This is a genomic window from Mesorhizobium loti CJ3sym, from assembly GCF_000472785.1.
GTDB classification, from domain to species: domain Bacteria; phylum Pseudomonadota; class Alphaproteobacteria; order Rhizobiales; family Rhizobiaceae; genus Mesorhizobium; species Mesorhizobium loti_E.
This window is the reverse complement of the sequence record NZ_AXAL01000008.1, coordinates 284,389-298,325: the sequence shown is the minus strand read 5'-3', so window position 1 is coordinate 298,325 and position 13,937 is coordinate 284,389. Positions and strand designations below refer to the sequence as shown.

Annotated in this window: 19 protein-coding genes; 16 read left to right on the top strand and 3 right to left on the bottom strand. The window is 61.8% G+C overall.

The features are described from left to right. The coding region (locus A3A9_RS0113385) for a transposase (protein WP_027059232.1) at nt 1-193 on the bottom strand (193 nt) is incomplete at its 3' end. A gap of 90 nt (nt 194-283) precedes the next feature. Further along, nucleotides 284-835 carry a DUF2269 family protein gene (locus A3A9_RS0113380; protein WP_027059231.1) on the bottom strand — a complete coding sequence of 184 codons (552 nt, stop codon included), beginning with the start codon at nt 833-835 and terminating at the stop codon, nt 284-286. A gap of 334 nt (nt 836-1,169) precedes the next feature. Between A3A9_RS0113380 and A3A9_RS0113375 the strand changes: the two genes are divergently transcribed. From A3A9_RS0113375 to A3A9_RS0113330, 10 genes are all read left to right on the top strand, one after another. Further along, on the top strand, nt 1,170-1,550 hold the full coding sequence (locus A3A9_RS0113375) for a hypothetical protein (RefSeq protein ID WP_027059230.1): 381 nt from the start codon (nt 1,170-1,172) through the stop codon (nt 1,548-1,550). A 381-nt stretch (nt 1,551-1,931) separates the two neighbouring features. After that, on the top strand, nt 1,932-2,465 hold the full coding sequence (locus tag A3A9_RS0113370; RefSeq protein WP_027059229.1) for a DUF1465 family protein: 534 nt from the start codon (nt 1,932-1,934) through the stop codon (nt 2,463-2,465). A gap of 74 nt (nt 2,466-2,539) precedes the next feature. Continuing rightward, entirely contained in the window at nt 2,540-3,049 is a 510-nt protein-coding gene (gene ruvC / locus A3A9_RS0113365) for a crossover junction endodeoxyribonuclease RuvC (protein ID WP_027059228.1), read from the top strand. Nucleotides 3,050-3,105: 56 nt separating this feature from the next. Then, nucleotides 3,106-3,375, top strand: a complete 270-nt coding sequence (locus A3A9_RS0113360; protein WP_027059227.1) for an AbrB/MazE/SpoVT family DNA-binding domain-containing protein — start codon at nt 3,106-3,108, stop codon at nt 3,373-3,375. Beyond that, nucleotides 3,353-3,772: a type II toxin-antitoxin system VapC family toxin gene (locus A3A9_RS0113355; protein WP_027059226.1), complete on the top strand. Its 420-nt coding sequence runs from the start codon at nt 3,353-3,355 to the stop codon at nt 3,770-3,772. Before A3A9_RS0113360 ends, A3A9_RS0113355 begins: the two co-directional genes overlap by 23 nt. A 27-nt stretch (nt 3,773-3,799) precedes the next feature. Next, nucleotides 3,800-4,420: a Holliday junction branch migration protein RuvA gene (ruvA, locus tag A3A9_RS0113350; protein ID WP_027059225.1), complete on the top strand. Its 621-nt coding sequence runs from the start codon at nt 3,800-3,802 to the stop codon at nt 4,418-4,420. A 51-nt stretch (nt 4,421-4,471) separates the two neighbouring features. Then, nucleotides 4,472-4,771 carry an AbrB/MazE/SpoVT family DNA-binding domain-containing protein gene (locus A3A9_RS0113345; protein WP_245279029.1) on the top strand — a complete coding sequence of 100 codons (300 nt, stop codon included), beginning with the start codon at nt 4,472-4,474 and terminating at the stop codon, nt 4,769-4,771. Then, nucleotides 4,768-5,172, top strand: a complete 405-nt coding sequence (locus A3A9_RS0113340) for a PIN domain-containing protein (RefSeq protein ID WP_027059223.1) — start codon at nt 4,768-4,770, stop codon at nt 5,170-5,172. The genes A3A9_RS0113345 and A3A9_RS0113340 overlap by 4 nt, the downstream gene beginning before the upstream one ends. Beyond that, complete coding sequence (gene ruvB, locus A3A9_RS0113335) at nt 5,169-6,206, top strand: Holliday junction branch migration DNA helicase RuvB (RefSeq protein ID WP_027059222.1); 1,038 nt, start codon at nt 5,169-5,171, stop codon at nt 6,204-6,206. Before A3A9_RS0113340 ends, ruvB begins: the two co-directional genes overlap by 4 nt. A 158-nt stretch (nt 6,207-6,364) precedes the next feature. Continuing rightward, nucleotides 6,365-7,261 (top strand): metallophosphoesterase, encoded by an 897-nt coding sequence (locus A3A9_RS0113330; RefSeq protein ID WP_027059221.1) that lies wholly within the window; start codon nt 6,365-6,367, stop codon nt 7,259-7,261. A gap of 6 nt (nt 7,262-7,267) precedes the next feature. Here A3A9_RS0113330 and A3A9_RS0113325 read toward each other — a convergent pair whose 3' ends face one another. Beyond that, complete coding sequence (locus tag A3A9_RS0113325) at nt 7,268-8,518, bottom strand: glycoside hydrolase family 5 protein (RefSeq protein WP_027059220.1); 1,251 nt, start codon at nt 8,516-8,518, stop codon at nt 7,268-7,270. A 57-nt stretch (nt 8,519-8,575) separates the two neighbouring features. Here A3A9_RS0113325 and ybgC point away from each other — a divergent pair, with 57 nt between their 5' ends. The 6 genes from ybgC (at nt 8,576) to pal (ending at nt 13,778) form a co-directional block, all read left to right on the top strand. Beyond that, a complete protein-coding gene (gene ybgC / locus A3A9_RS0113320) occupies nt 8,576-9,058 on the top strand; it encodes a tol-pal system-associated acyl-CoA thioesterase (protein WP_027059219.1) in 483 nt (160 codons plus the stop codon). Between the two features lie 271 nt (nt 9,059-9,329). Continuing rightward, complete coding sequence (gene tolQ, locus A3A9_RS0113315) at nt 9,330-10,040, top strand: protein TolQ (RefSeq protein WP_027059218.1); 711 nt, start codon at nt 9,330-9,332, stop codon at nt 10,038-10,040. Between the two features lie 11 nt (nt 10,041-10,051). Next, nucleotides 10,052-10,504, top strand: coding sequence for a protein TolR (tolR, locus tag A3A9_RS0113310; protein ID WP_027031611.1), 453 nt, complete (start codon nt 10,052-10,054; stop codon nt 10,502-10,504). A 7-nt stretch (nt 10,505-10,511) separates the two neighbouring features. After that, nucleotides 10,512-11,669 (top strand): TonB family protein, encoded by a 1,158-nt coding sequence (locus A3A9_RS0113305; RefSeq protein WP_027059217.1) that lies wholly within the window; start codon nt 10,512-10,514, stop codon nt 11,667-11,669. A gap of 38 nt (nt 11,670-11,707) precedes the next feature. Beyond that, nucleotides 11,708-13,012, top strand: coding sequence for a Tol-Pal system beta propeller repeat protein TolB (tolB, locus tag A3A9_RS0113300; protein ID WP_027031609.1), 1,305 nt, complete (start codon nt 11,708-11,710; stop codon nt 13,010-13,012). 259 nt (nt 13,013-13,271) lie between these two features. Continuing rightward, nucleotides 13,272-13,778: a peptidoglycan-associated lipoprotein Pal gene (gene pal / locus A3A9_RS0113295; protein ID WP_027031608.1), complete on the top strand. Its 507-nt coding sequence runs from the start codon at nt 13,272-13,274 to the stop codon at nt 13,776-13,778. Nucleotides 13,779-13,937 lie beyond the last annotated feature (159 nt).

Sequence of the window (13,937 nt, the reverse complement as noted above, 5' to 3'; positions counted from 1 at the left end):
TGAAGCGGTTGTAGATCGTCTTGTGGGGACCATACTCGCTGGGCGCGTCGCGCCACCGAAGGCCGTTCCTGATCACGAAGATGATGCCACTGACGATCCGCCGATCATCGACCCTGGGCACTCCGTGAGACAGCGGGAAATGCCGCTCGATCCGGCGCATCTGCGCCTCCGACAGCCAGATCAAATCACTCATTGCAGCGCCTCCTCGCACCGCCAATGAATCAGCCGTTTGCTGTCTCCGCAAGAACTTTAATAGGTCCTGACCCTAGATGCAGGTGCAGATTCAGGCGGCGTTTGGCACCAGGCGCCGTGGCCGGCCAAGCGCCAGCGTGGCGCCCCCGGCAAGGACCAGCACCATGCCGGCCAGGACGGCGAAGTCGTGCAGGGTCGGCTTCAGCACCATGTCGGTAATGATGACCAGCATCACCGCATAATCGAAACGTGCCGCCCGCAAGATGCGCTGGCCACAGGCAAGGGCTGCGGGCGTCACGCCATCCCTGGCAACCATCGCGGCCATGCGCTCGGCGGTGGGCTTGAAGACGAACATGCCGATGCAGAAGGTGGTGGCGTAGCCGGCAAGGCCAATCAGGATCCACAATTGCGAGAAGCCGACCCAGAACCAGCACATGATCAATCCGAGGGCCAGTGTCAGTATCGACATCGGCGCGAAGAACCTGTTGCCCAGCTCGCCGGTGGCACGCATCGCCTGCAGCGTTCCCGGGATGTTTCCGGCCCGATCGGCCAGCGTCGCCAGCACGATCAGCGTGAAGCCGCCGCCGACCCAAAGGGTCGCCGAGAGAATGTGCAGCAATTTGACGATGGAATACCAGTCCATGGTTGTCTCCCCGGTCCCCAATGTTGGAGGACGACGCGTGCTCCCGTGCCCGCCGCTTCGATGACCAAGCGTTTAACGCCGTGCCTGTTTCGGAACGATGCCGCGAAAAAACCGGCTCTGTTTCAGCCTCCGCCAACGCATGACGCTGTTGAGATGGCAAACGCGCCGCCGGGTTTTCTGTTATTGTCACAAGCGTCGGGAGGGGTCGGCGCGACATCGTCTTGAAACAGTACCGATGCTAGTGCGCGGACGCCGGGAGCCCGGTGGCGACAGGATCGCCTGACGATCAACCCATTCCCGAAAACGGGGAAAAAGGCAACTCGAGGGGACATACATGCAAGGGGTAGCACGGAATTTCTTCACGCTGGCGATCATCTATGCTTTGTGCGGCATGGCGCTCGGCATCCACATGGCGATCAGCGAAGACCATGGTCAGATGCCGACTCACGCGCACACGATGGTGGCGGGATGGCTGATGTCGGCGGTCTTCGCCTTCTTCTACCATCTGTTTCCCGCCGCCGGGCAAAAGGTGCTCGCCAAGATTCATTTCTGGCTGACGGCGATCAGCGGCATCGGGCTCATGATCGGCCTCTACATTCTGCTCGCCGGTAATCCGGGGATAGAACCGCTGCTGGGAATCTCCTCGATCGGCTTCTATGCGGGCATGCTGCTGTTTGCCTTTATCGCCCTGCCTGTCGTGTGGAAAAAGGCCTGAGCCGGAAGCCGAGAGGCTCTTGGGGCTGTGCTGTTACGGCACAGAAACGCGGCGTTTGGTCAAAAAATCGGCGCCGTTAAGACTTCATTAAGCTTTACAGGTGTTTACTATGTTCATCCAGTGATCTGGATTCTTACCGAGTGGTTGGAGCCACTTTGTTTGACGCCTCCCTGTTAAACTCCTGAGAGCCGCCTTATCCGCGGCTCTTTTTTTGCCCGGATTCCGGCTGATCTCTGCGCAGGGAATGGCCGTTAACCTTCTGTTAAACATGTGCTTGCCTTCACCCCCCGCGAAGCGCATTTTCAAGCTTCAGTCTTATAGGGTTCCGGGTGTATCGGCAGTGAGCCGAATCGGCCGGTTGCAAGTGCAGGGGCGTATTCAATGAACGAGCCTTCGAAGGGCAGCGCGAAAACCGTGAAGCTGGCGGAGCGTCGGGTTTTTTCGCACTCCTTCAAACCGCTCTACCAGGAAGGCATGGGCCTGGTTGAACAGGCCGCCGAATATCTCGACGGCAAGGGCCGCGCCGAGGCCAAGAAGCTGTCGCGGCTGGCCGCCACGCTTTACGCGGCCGAATCGATGCGGCTGACCACCCGGCTGATGCAGGTTGCCTCCTGGCTGCTTTTGCAACGTGCGGCGAATTCCGGCGAGATGACCCGCGACCAGGTGGCTTCGGAAAAGTCCAAGGTCCGTCTCGACACCGCTTCCGCCCACGATGAAGCCACCGGCTGGGCCGAACTGCCCAAGGATTTCCTCGATCTCGTCAACCGCTCGCTTCGCCTGCAGGCGCTGGTGCGCCGCATGGATGACGAGATCTACGGCGCCGGCGCCGTAGTTGACATGCAGCCCATGGCCCGTCGCCCCAATCCGGTTTCGGACCAGATCAGCCTGCTCAACACGGCTTTCGCCCGGGGCTGATATCTTTCGGCATTTCGTTTCCGGTTTGTTCACATTTCGCTGGCATCGCTATCCACCGGAGGTAAAGTGGCCGGATGGGGGAAGCGATTCGCATTATCGGTATTGATCCGGGGCTCAGGCGCACCGGCTGGGGCATTGTCGAGAGCCTCGGCAATTCCTTGCGCTTCATCGCTTCGGGCACGGTACGGTCCGAGGACAAGGCGGCGCTGGCGACACGGCTCTGCCAATTGCATGACGGGCTCGCCGAAATCCTGCATACGGCAATGCCGCATGAGGCCGCCGTCGAACAGACCTTCGTCAACAAGGATGCGGTGGCGACGCTGAAGCTCGGCCAGGCGCGCGGCATCGCCATGCTGGTGCCGGCGCGGGCCGGCCTCGTCGTTGCTGAATACGCGCCCAATGCGGTGAAGAAGGCGGTCATCGGCGTTGGCCATGGCGACAAGAAGCAGATCCACATGATGGTGAAGGTGCTGCTGCCAAAGGCCACCTTCGACACCGAACATGCCGCCGATGCACTGGCCATCGCCATTTGCCACGCGCATCACCGGCAGAGCGTGGCTTACCGGATGGCGCTTGCCGGCTAGCGATGTTCTTGACTTGTTCACCCTGCGAGGATAAGTAATACCGCAGAGGTATTACCATGCGCGTGACCACCAAGGGGCAAGTGACAATCCCCAAGCCGATAAGGGATCATCTGGGCATCGGCCCGGGTTCCGAGGTTGAGTTCGTGGCCACCGAGGAAGGGGCTCGGCTCGTTGCCGTCAATGAAAACCTTTCCGACGAAGAAGCCGCGCGCAGGTTCAGGGATACTCTCAACAGCATGGCGGACACGCTGGATCTGGGAGGCATGAGCGCCGACGGGTACATGGAGTGGTTGAGAGGCCCGCGTGAAGATCTCGACGTTGATTGACACCAATGTCCTCATCGACGTTTGGGGGCCGGCCGGACCGCTGACGGAATGGTCAGCGTCTGCAATCGCCTCTTGCCGCGGCGACGGCGCATTGGTCGTCAATGCCATCGTCTGGTCGGAGTTGGCGCCATTGATCGCGACAGAGAGCGCGCTTCGGAAAGCCGTCGACATGCTCGAGATGGATCGCGAACTTGTACCTTGGGACGCAGCGTTTCTTGCGGGTGTCACGCATTCCCGCTATCGCCGGGCCGGCGGTGTTCGCGAACGAACTTTGCCGGACTTCTTCATCGGCGCTCATGCGACCGTTGCCGGGCATCGTCTTTTGACACGCGACGCCGCGCGTTATCGCAATTACTTTCCCGACCTCGACATCATCTCTCCGGAAACGCACCCATGAGGGCCCATCTTCCATGAAAGATCTGGCATGATCGGCAAGCTCAGGGGCACGTTGGACGAGATCGACGAAGACCATTGCCTCGTCGATATTCATGGCGTCGGCTATGTCGCCTATTGCTCGGCGCGCACGCTGGCCGCACTGCCTTCGCCCGGCGAGGCGGTGGTGCTGTTCATCGAGACCTATGTGCGCGAGGACATGCTGCGCCTCTACGGCTTCCAGTCGCAGCTCGAGCGCGAGTGGTTCCGGCTCTTGATGAACAACGTGCCGGGCGTCGGTGCCAAGGTGGCGCTGGCCATCCTGTCGACGCTGACGCCAGCCGATCTCGCCAATGCCATTGCGCTGCGCGACATCGCCATGGTTTCGCGCGCGCCCGGCGTCGGCAAGAAGGTGGCCGAGCGCATCGTCACCGAATTGAAGAGCAAGGCGCCGGCCTATGCGGGTTCGGCCTCTGGCACCATCGGCCTGAAGCAGGAGCTCGGCGAAGGCGTGGCGCCGGCGCCGATCACCGACGCGGTGTCGGCCCTGGTCAATCTCGGCTATTCGCGCGACACCGCCGCCAATGCTGTAGCGGCGGCGCTGAAGACGGCGGGCGAGGGCGCGGACGCGCCGAAGCTGATCCGCTTCGGGCTGAAGGAACTGGCACGGTGATATGGTTGTTGGAAAAAAATTCCGACTATCATATGATCGGTAAGAAATTTCTTGGAAAGTAAGAAAATGGGCGCGTACGCTAGTCTGACCTCGAAAGGCCAGCTCACAATACCAAAGGATGTCAGGGACGCGTTGTCGCTGAAAACAGGTGACATGATCGCCTGGACGGTCGTCGACGGCAATTTGGTTGGGACGCCCCGCAATCTCGAATTCGCCGACCTCGCCGGATTTCTGGGAGATCCGCCCGGTGGTCCAGCATCATTGGAAGAAATCGACGCCGCGGTGCAGGATGCTGTTGGCCGGCACGTTGTCGGAGACAAGCCCCGGAGCCGGCAAGAGGGCGACACGTGACGTCTATAGGCATTGATACGAACGTTCTGCTTCGAATGGTGCTCAACGACGATGCGGAGCAACGCGTAAAGGCTCTCGCATTCGGCGAAAGCCTCAAAGAGGATAAGTTCGGCTTTGTGAGCCTGATCGTGCTAGTCGAATTGGGCTGGTCGCTGAGTTCGCGCTACAGGCTACCTAAAGAACAGGTGCTGGCTGCAATCCAGCGACTGCTAAAGATCAGGACGTTAGTCTTTGAGGATTTCGATGCTATCGTGATTGCGCTCGAAAGATCGAATTTGCCGCATGTGGATTTTGCCGATGCGCTGATCGCCGAGCACAATCGAAATCTCGGTTGCTCCCATACTGTCACCTTTGATCAGCGGGCTGCCAGAGCCATTGCCGGTATGGAATTGCTCGCATGAGCCTGTCGCCCCGCCTCATCGCTCCGGAAAAGCGCGGCGAGGATGCCGAGCAGACCTTGCGGCCGCAGACGCTTGCCGATTTCGTCGGCCAGGCGGCGGTGCGGGCCAATCTCAAGGTCTTCATCGAGGCCGCCAAGGGTCGCAACGAGGCGCTCGACCATGTGCTGTTCGTCGGGCCACCCGGTCTGGGCAAGACGACGCTGGCGCAGATCATGGCGCGTGAACTCGGCGTCAATTTCCGCTCGACCTCAGGCCCGGTCATCGCCAAGGCGGGCGATCTCGCCGCCCTACTCACCAATCTTGAAGAAGGCGACGTGCTGTTCATCGACGAGATCCACAGACTGAGCCCGGCGGTGGAGGAAATCCTCTATCCGGCGATGGAGGATTTCCAGCTCGATCTGATCATCGGCGAGGGACCGGCGGCGCGCTCGGTCAAGATCGACCTTGCCAAGTTCACTCTCGTCGCTGCCACGACACGTCTCGGCCTGCTCACCAATCCGTTGCGCGACCGTTTCGGCATTCCGGTGCGGCTCAACTTCTACACGGTCGAGGAACTCGAACAGATCGTGCGGCGCGGCGCGCGCATCCTGCAAATGCCGCTCGGTGATGATGGCGCGCTCGAGATCGCGCGGCGCGCGCGCGGCACGCCGCGCATTGCCGGACGGCTGTTGCGCCGCGTGCGCGATTTCGCCGCGGTCGCGGGCGACGGCCATGTCGACCGCAAGATCGCCGACGAGGCGCTGATCCGGCTGGAGGTCGACGCGCTCGGCCTCGACGCGCTCGATCGGCGGTATCTCAACATGATCGCCCGCAATTTCGGTGGCGGACCGGTCGGCATCGAGACGATCGCGGCGGGCCTTTCCGAGCCGCGCGACGCCATCGAGGACATCATCGAGCCTTATCTGATCCAGCAGGGTTTCATCCAGCGCACGCCGCGCGGCCGCATGCTGACTGCCAATGCCTGGCGGCATCTCGGCCTCGACGCGCCGAAGGATCTGGCGCAGCAACAGATCAACCTGTTCCAGGAAGAATAGCGACGCAATTGACTAGGCGTGGGTTCCCTGACCAGTGATCAAGCATCTGTGACTGTCCGTGCGCAAATTCTCCTCATCTTTGTCCGTTTGCCGGCGCAATCATGGATTTTATCGCCGGCTTGCGGCACAGCGCCGTGATCCAAGGGGCTCGGAGCCAAATGATAACCAGACGCGGGTTCCTGCGTTTCATCGGCGGCTCGTTTGTGACCGCTGCGGCGCTCGGCGCCTATGCGGTCGGCATTGAGCCGATGCTGCTGACGCATGTGAAGCGCTATGCGCTGACGCCGCCGCATTGGCCGGATGGCCTGAAGCTGCGCGTCGTGGCCCTTGCGGATATCCATGCCTGCCGGCCCTGGATGACACCGGAACGGATAGCCTCGCTTGTCGAGGATGCGAATGCGCTGCAGCCGGACGTAATCGTTCTGCTTGGCGACTATATCGCCGGCATGCGCATGGTGACGGGCGGGGTGACGCCATCGCAATGGGCATCGGCACTGTCGGGCCTCAAGGCGCCGCTCGGCGTGCATTCGATCCTTGGCAACCATGACTGGTGGCACGACGGCTTCGCGCAGCGGGCCGGTGCCGGCCCGACCATAGCGCGAAAGGCGTTGGAGGCGGTCGGCATCCCCGTGCTGGAAAATGATGTCGTGCGCCTGGAGAAGGATGGGCACGGCGTGTGGGTCGCCGGGTTGGCCGACCAGCAGGCCCTGCTGCCGACCAAGGAGCGTCCCGGATTGACGGGACTGGACGATCTCGACGGTACGCTGGCCAAGGTCGGCGACACCGCGCCTGTCATACTGCTCGCCCATGAGCCCGACATTTTTGCCACCGTGCCGTGGCGGGTGTCGCTAACCTTGTCCGGTCATACCCATGGCGGGCAGGTGCGGCTGTTCGGCTATTCACCTGTTGTCCCGTCGCGTTTCGGCAATCGCTATGCCTATGGCCATGTCGTGGAGAACGGTCGCAATCTGATCGTCTCGGGCGGGCTCGGCTTCTCCATCATGCCGGTGCGCTTCGGCGTGCGGCCGGAAATCCTACAGATCGATCTCGGCTGATCTGCCTCAGTGGAGTGAGCGGATTACGTCCATCACATCCGGCTCGGCCTTGTCGCCGTTGAAGGCGTCGACGATGCCGAAGGCGCCGCCATAGCTCCACACCGACCAGGAGAAGCCGTACGCTTCGGCGCGTGTGATCATGTCCCTCACATACGCAGCGCGGTATTCAGGTGGCATGACATAGACGTTGCCGTATTCCTGGCGGATCATGCCGAACTCGCCCAGCGTAATGTTTTCGGGCTTGATGCCATTGGCCTTCGCCCATGCCTCGACCTTCCTGAACGGCGCATCCATCAGGCCAAGCAGCTTGTCGGGGCTGTCCATGCTGGCAACCTGCTCGTCGAGATAGGCCAGCAGGCCGCTCTGCCGTGTCCACGGCGCCTCGGCCTTGATCCGGGCGCGGATGGTGTCGAGCGTCACGTCGAGTTGCGCCTTGGGCACCGCGGTCAGCGGATAGGGCAGGCCGGTCACATAGGGGATGAAGTCGCCGGCCCAGGTCGCACCCTGATGGGTGAGCAGGAACGGATCGTAGGAATGGAAGGTCCAGATGACGTTGTCGTCGGGGATAGCCTTGGGATCGATCTTCTCCAACGCCGAAGCGGCGGAATAGCAGGCGCCGGTCAGGACCAGGGTCAACTTCGTCGCCGAGGATCGTGCCGCGGCGAACAGTTTGCGCTGGCGGTCAGGCCACAGGCTGGTGCCGTCGCTGTCGCAGTCGACGATCGGTTCGTTCATCAATTCGAAGGCGACCTTTTGAGGATCCTCGCCGGCCAGGGTACGGCCCATCTTGCGCACCATGTCGACATAGCGGTCGAAGGTCTGCGGATCGTCCATCACCTCGGCCATGCCGATCTTGCGGCTGCCGCCGGCCGGGATCAGATGCATGTCGACGATCACCTTCAGGCCGGCGCGGTTGATCATGCGTACCGAGTCCAGCACGCTGGCGTAGAGATCGTCGCGCAGGGCCGTGGTCTGATCGGACAGGAAAGGCGAGGGATCGACGGGCATGCGCAGGAAATCGAAGCCCGCGTCCTTCAGTGCCTTGAGATCATCCTCCTTGAGGAACTTTCGCCATTCCGGATAAGGCAGGATCGCCTTGGCGTCGCCCCACCGGTCTTCGCCGGGCCAGGTGACCCACTGGTCGAGATTGAGGCCGCGCTTCATGGTGAAGCTCGCCGCCTGCCCAGGCAGCGCCAAGGCCACCAGCACAAACAGCGCCGCCATCAAACTCTTGATCATCGCCCTCAACAGTGCCATCCGATGCCGTGTCACGTAGGGAACAGGTGGCCCGTCGCGACTGAAAAAGGAAGCGCAATGGACGATCATGGTGAATCGGCGACATTACTGGCCGGGATTTCCGGGGCGCTGACCGAATTCGGCCACCGGCTGATGGCGCGGGTCTATTATGCTGACACCGACTTCTCCGGTGTCGTCTACCACGCGCGCTATCTCGAATTCCTCGAGCGCGGCCGCTCCGACTATCTCAGGCTCACCGGCGTCCATCACACGGAACTTGCCGACGGCAAGCATGGCGAGAAGATCGTCTGGGTGGTGCGCCGCATGGAGATCGACTTCCGCAGCCCCGCCCGCATCGACGATATCCTGACCGTCGACACCCGCACCGACACCATTTCCGGCGCGCGCATCTTCATGGCGCAGCAACTCAAACGCGGCAACGAGGTTTTGGTCGAGGCCAAGGTGGAGGCGGCGATCATCGGCGAGAATGGCCGGCCAAGGCGCTTCCCCAAGGAATGGGTCGCGTCCTTCATGCCTCGGGTTTTCCCTGCTGCCGATTAGACGGCATGCGACGGCCGGGTGTTGTATCTGCCCCGCCTCGGGCGCGGCAATGCGCCGCGCCTTATTTACTAACCCATCCTTAACCATAACGGTTCATGAAGAGATTGGCGAAGATTGGCGCGATCCTGCGCCTTCCTTTCACCAATATTTGCCCCGAAAAGGCCGCTAACGGCACAGTTTGGGGTTGTCACGGTAGCTTCGTGCGAACCGACCACAAGGGATGCCATGGGCCAGCCGCCAGCTTTGCCCGGAAAATCTTAAGGACGTAACGATGGAAAATATCGCACTCGCCGATCCGGGCGCGCAATTGTCGGTTTGGTCGCTGTTCCTTTCGGCCAGCTGGGTGGTCAAGCTGGTCATGATCGGCTTGCTCTGCGCCTCCGTCTGGACCTGGGCGATCATCGTCGACAAGCTCGTCTCCTATGGCCGCATGCGGCTGGCGCTCAACCGCTTCGAGCAGGTCTTCTGGTCAGGACAGTCGCTGGAGGAGCTCTACCGCACGCTCGCCGACCGCAAGACCTCAGGCATGGGCGCCATTTTCGTTGCTGCCATGCGTGAGTGGAAGAAGAGTTTCGAGAAGGGCGCCAAAACGCCGCTCGGGCTGCAGACCCGCATCGACAAGGCGATGGACCTTGCGCTGACCCGCGAGATGGAGAAGCTTGAGGGCCGTCTCGGCTTCCTCGCCACCACGGGCTCGGCCGCACCCTTTATCGGCCTGTTTGGCACGGTCATCGGCATCATGACCTCGTTCCAGGCGATCGCCGGATCCAAGAACACCAGCCTCGCTGTGGTTGCGCCCGGCATCGCGGAAGCGCTGCTGGCGACGGCCATTGGCCTGCTTGCCGCTATTCCCGCCGTCATCGCCTATAACAAGCTGTCATCGGATGCGAGCAAGATCGCTGTGCGCATGGAAGGGTTCTCAGACGAGTTCTCCGCCATACTCTCGCGCCAAATCGATGAAAAAGTCGCGCCCAAGGCCTGAGGAGTAACGAGATGGGTATGTCCGTAGGCATGGGAGGACGCGGCGGGCGCGGCCACAGGCGGCGCGGCCGTCACCATGCGCTGATGTCGGAAATCAACGTCACGCCGATGGTCGACGTGATGCTGGTGCTGCTGATCATCTTCATGGTTGCCGCACCCATGCTCACCGTCGGCGTGCCGATCGACCTGCCGGACACGCAGGCCAAGGCGATGAATGCCGACACGCAGCCGATCACCGTCTCGATCGATGCCTCCGGCAAGATCTTTCTGCAGGAAACCGAAATTCCGATCGAGGAACTGGTGGCCAAGCTGCAGGCGATTTCGAAGACCGGTTATGAAGAGCGCATCTTCATCCGTGGCGACAAGTCCACCGACTATGGCACTGCGATGAAGGTCATGGCTCGCATTTCGGCCGCTGGCTACAAGAACATCGGTCTGGTTTCACTGCAGGAACAGGATCAGTAGACCCACGATGAAGACCGGCCTCACCACATCGGTGATCCTGCATACGGCGGCGCTGGCCTTCGGCCTGTTCACGCTGTCGGCGCCGGCCGCGTTGCCGTCCGCCGACGTCGAGTCGGTGGCGGTCGAGATCGTGCCGACGGAAGCCGTCGCGCAGACGCTGCAGGGCGACAAGAAGGCCGTGATGCATGAAAAGCCGGCGCCGTTGCCGACACAGCGGCCCGATATCGTGCCGGTCGCGCAGAAGGTCGGCGAAAACACTGTCGACACCGACAAGCCGATAACCCCGGAAGCCAAGCCGAAGCCGGTCGATACGACCTCGGCACCGCCGCCCGCGCCGACCCCAATCGAGAAGCCGAAACCCGAGGACGTGCCGAAGCCGCAGGAAAAACCGAAGCCCATTCCGGCGACGGAAGTGGCGCCGGCGCCGACGCCCAAGGAAGAGGTCAAGCCCGAGCCGGTCAAGCAGACCGAGCCCAAGCCGACGCCGGCCAAGCCGGCGCCGACCCCGCCGCCGCAGGACAAGACCGCGGCAATAGACCCGACACCCGAGGTGAAGCCGGATGCCGTCGCCGAGGCAATAGCCAAGGATCCGCCCACCGAAGAGACGCAGCTGCCGAGTTCGGCGCCGGCACCGGAAGCGCGGCCAAAGCCGCAGCCGGCACAGGCCGAAAGCGCCAAGGCGCCGGACCGCAAGGATGCCGACAAGCCGGTCAAGGACGCGTCATCCAAGCCGAAGTCGGATGACAAGCAGTTCAACGCCGACGAGATCACCGCGCTCCTCGACAAGCAGAAGCCATCCGGTGGCGGCGCCAAGCGCTCGACGCAGCAGGCCTCGCTGGGTGGTGACAAAGACCAGGGCCAGAAGCTGTCGAAGTCGGAGCAAGGGGCGCTGGAAGATCAGCTAGGTCATTGCTGGACCCTTCCGGTCGGCCTCGAAGGGTCCGAGGATTTCACTGTGGTCATCCGCTTCAACCTGGACGCATCGGGCAAGCTGGAAGGCCGCCCGACTGTCGAAAAGTCCAGCGGCAACCCTCAATTCGACGCCAGCGCGGTTCGCGCCGTGCAGAAATGTGACGTTGCCGGTTTGCAGGTTCCCGCGGGGAAGCAGGACATATGGTCTGACGTCCGCGTCAACTTCGATCCAAGAGCGATGCTTGGCCTTTAGCCTGAGCACCCAAAAATCAGCAAGAGAAGCGAGAAGACATGAAATCCATCCTCAAGCCGCTCCTGATGGTCGCCGCGATGGCGATGGGCATAATTTCTGTCGCCACCTTGCCTGCTCGGGCAACCCTCGAGCTCAACGTCAACAAAGGCAATGTCGAGCCGATGCCGATCGCCATCCCCGACTTTCAGGGAGAGCTCGGAGCGCAGATATCGGCAATCGTCACAGCCGATCTGAAACGGTCAGGACTGTTCGCGCCGATCGACAAGGCGGCCTTTGTCGAAAAGATCACGAACCCGGACGCGCCCCCACGCTATGAAGACTGGAAGGTCATCAACGCGCAGGCACTGGTGACCGGAAGCGTCAGCAAGGAAGCGGATGGCCGCATCCGCGCCCAGTACCGGCTGTGGGATATTTTTGGCAACACGCAGTTGGCCGGAGAGCAGTTTTTCGCCAACGACGCCAATCAGCGCCGCGTCGCGCACATCATCGCCGATGCGATCTATGAGAAGATCACCGGCGAGAAGGGCTATTTCGACACGCGTGTCGTGTTCATCGACGAGTCCGGTGCCAAGAATGCGCGCAAGAAGCGTCTGGCGATCATGGATCAGGACGGCGCCAATGTCCGCTACCTCTCGGACGGCAAGTCGATCGTGCTGACGCCGCGCTTCTCGCCGAACCGGCAGGAAATCACTTACATGTCGTATGAAAGTGGCCAGCCACGGGTCTATCTCTTGCAGATCGAGACCGGGCAGCGCGAACTGGTCGGCAATTTCCCCGGCATGACGTTTGCGCCGCGCTTCTCGCCCGACGGCCAGAAGGTGATCATGAGCCTGCTGCGCGACGACGGCAATTCCAACATCTTCGCCATGGACCTGCGCAGCCGCTCGACGACGCGGCTGACCAACTCGACCGCCATCGATACTTCGCCGTCCTATTCGCCCGACGGTAGCAAGGTGGTGTTCACCTCCGACCGCGGCGGCCGCGCCCAGATCTATGTGATGGGCGCAGATGGTTCGGGCCAGACCCGCATCTCTTTTGGCGACGGCGTCTATTCGACGCCGGTATGGTCGCCGCGCGGCGATCTCATCGCCTTCACCAAACAGACCGGCGGCGAATTCCAGATCGGCGTCATGAAGACCGACGGCTCGGGCGAGCGCATCCTGTCGTCCGGCTTCCAGCAGGAAGGGCCGACCTGGGCGCCGAATGGCCGCGTGCTGATGTTCTTCCGCGATTCGGCTGGCGGACCCAAGCTTGTGTCGGTCGACCTTACCGGCCGCAACGAGCAGCCGATCCCAACGGCGAACTTCGCCTCCGACCCCGCCTGGTCGCCGTTGTTGGAATAGGTTCGGCTGAATTGCCACACATGCTGAAAAGGGGCCGTTTCGGCCCCTTTTCCATGCATTGGTCGCGTTTTGGCCGCATTTCCGCCTAGGGTCCGCGCCAACTGTGGCCTCGGATCAAGAGGTTGCGGACGGGCAACCTAAACCAGCCTAAACCTAATATTAACCGTGTTTCTTGAATGCGGGTTAACCCAAACGTGGTTACTGGGTGATCAACGAAATCACTCGAATACGATCACTCGAAATACGAAGGAGAGGCGGCATGGGCCGTATCGCAGCACTTACCAGAAACCCGGTCATGATCGCGCTGGTGGCGATGCTGGCCATCACCGGTTGCGCCTCGAAGAAGACGCCGAACAACGCCGCCGACCTTGGCCTCAATGGCGCGGGTGCTGCAACGCCCGGCTCTGCGCAGGACTTCACCGTCAACATCGGCGACCGCATCTTCTTTGACACGGACTCAACCTCGATCCGTGCCGACGCACAGACGACGCTTTCGCGCCAGGCCCAGTGGCTGAACCAGTACAAGCAGTATGCCATCGTCGTCGAAGGTCATGCCGACGAGCGCGGTACGCGCGAATACAATCTGGCCCTCGGTGCCCGCCGTGCCGCCGCCACCCGCGACTTCCTGGTTTCCAAGGGCGTTTCGGCAAGCCGCCTGAAGACCATTTCCTACGGCAAGGAGCGTCCGGTCGCGGTGTGCGACGACATCTCCTGCTGGTCGCAGAACCGCCGCGCGGTAACCACGCTCAGCGGCGCCGGTTCCTGATCGACAAAAATACAACACAGCTTTGCGAAAGGCGGCCTGCGGGCCGCCTTTTTCATATCCGGACACCTGAAACAAAATTTGGCCGAAGTCTCGCGCCCTGCTATGAGCCGAGGGCGCTTGGCTGGTCCCATTCTGGTTGGAAGGCGCGCAACAGACCAA

Coding starts and splice junctions, on each gene's coding strand:
- A3A9_RS0113380 (WP_027059231.1), bottom strand. CDS start 835: ATGGACTGGTATTCCATCGTCAAATTGCTGCACATTCTCTCGGCGACC.
- A3A9_RS0113375 (WP_027059230.1), top strand. CDS start 1,170: ATGCAAGGGGTAGCACGGAATTTCTTCACGCTGGCGATCATCTATGCT.
- A3A9_RS0113370 (WP_027059229.1), top strand. CDS start 1,932: ATGAACGAGCCTTCGAAGGGCAGCGCGAAAACCGTGAAGCTGGCGGAG.
- ruvC (WP_027059228.1), top strand. CDS start 2,540: ATGGGGGAAGCGATTCGCATTATCGGTATTGATCCGGGGCTCAGGCGC.
- A3A9_RS0113360 (WP_027059227.1), top strand. CDS start 3,106: ATGCGCGTGACCACCAAGGGGCAAGTGACAATCCCCAAGCCGATAAGG.
- ruvA (WP_027059225.1), top strand. CDS start 3,800: ATGATCGGCAAGCTCAGGGGCACGTTGGACGAGATCGACGAAGACCAT.
- ruvB (WP_027059222.1), top strand. CDS start 5,169: ATGAGCCTGTCGCCCCGCCTCATCGCTCCGGAAAAGCGCGGCGAGGAT.
- A3A9_RS0113330 (WP_027059221.1), top strand. CDS start 6,365: ATGATAACCAGACGCGGGTTCCTGCGTTTCATCGGCGGCTCGTTTGTG.
- A3A9_RS0113325 (WP_027059220.1), bottom strand. CDS start 8,518: ATGGCACTGTTGAGGGCGATGATCAAGAGTTTGATGGCGGCGCTGTTT.
- ybgC (WP_027059219.1), top strand. CDS start 8,576: ATGGACGATCATGGTGAATCGGCGACATTACTGGCCGGGATTTCCGGG.
- tolQ (WP_027059218.1), top strand. CDS start 9,330: ATGGAAAATATCGCACTCGCCGATCCGGGCGCGCAATTGTCGGTTTGG.
- tolR (WP_027031611.1), top strand. CDS start 10,052: ATGGGTATGTCCGTAGGCATGGGAGGACGCGGCGGGCGCGGCCACAGG.
- A3A9_RS0113305 (WP_027059217.1), top strand. CDS start 10,512: ATGAAGACCGGCCTCACCACATCGGTGATCCTGCATACGGCGGCGCTG.
- tolB (WP_027031609.1), top strand. CDS start 11,708: ATGAAATCCATCCTCAAGCCGCTCCTGATGGTCGCCGCGATGGCGATG.
- pal (WP_027031608.1), top strand. CDS start 13,272: ATGGGCCGTATCGCAGCACTTACCAGAAACCCGGTCATGATCGCGCTG.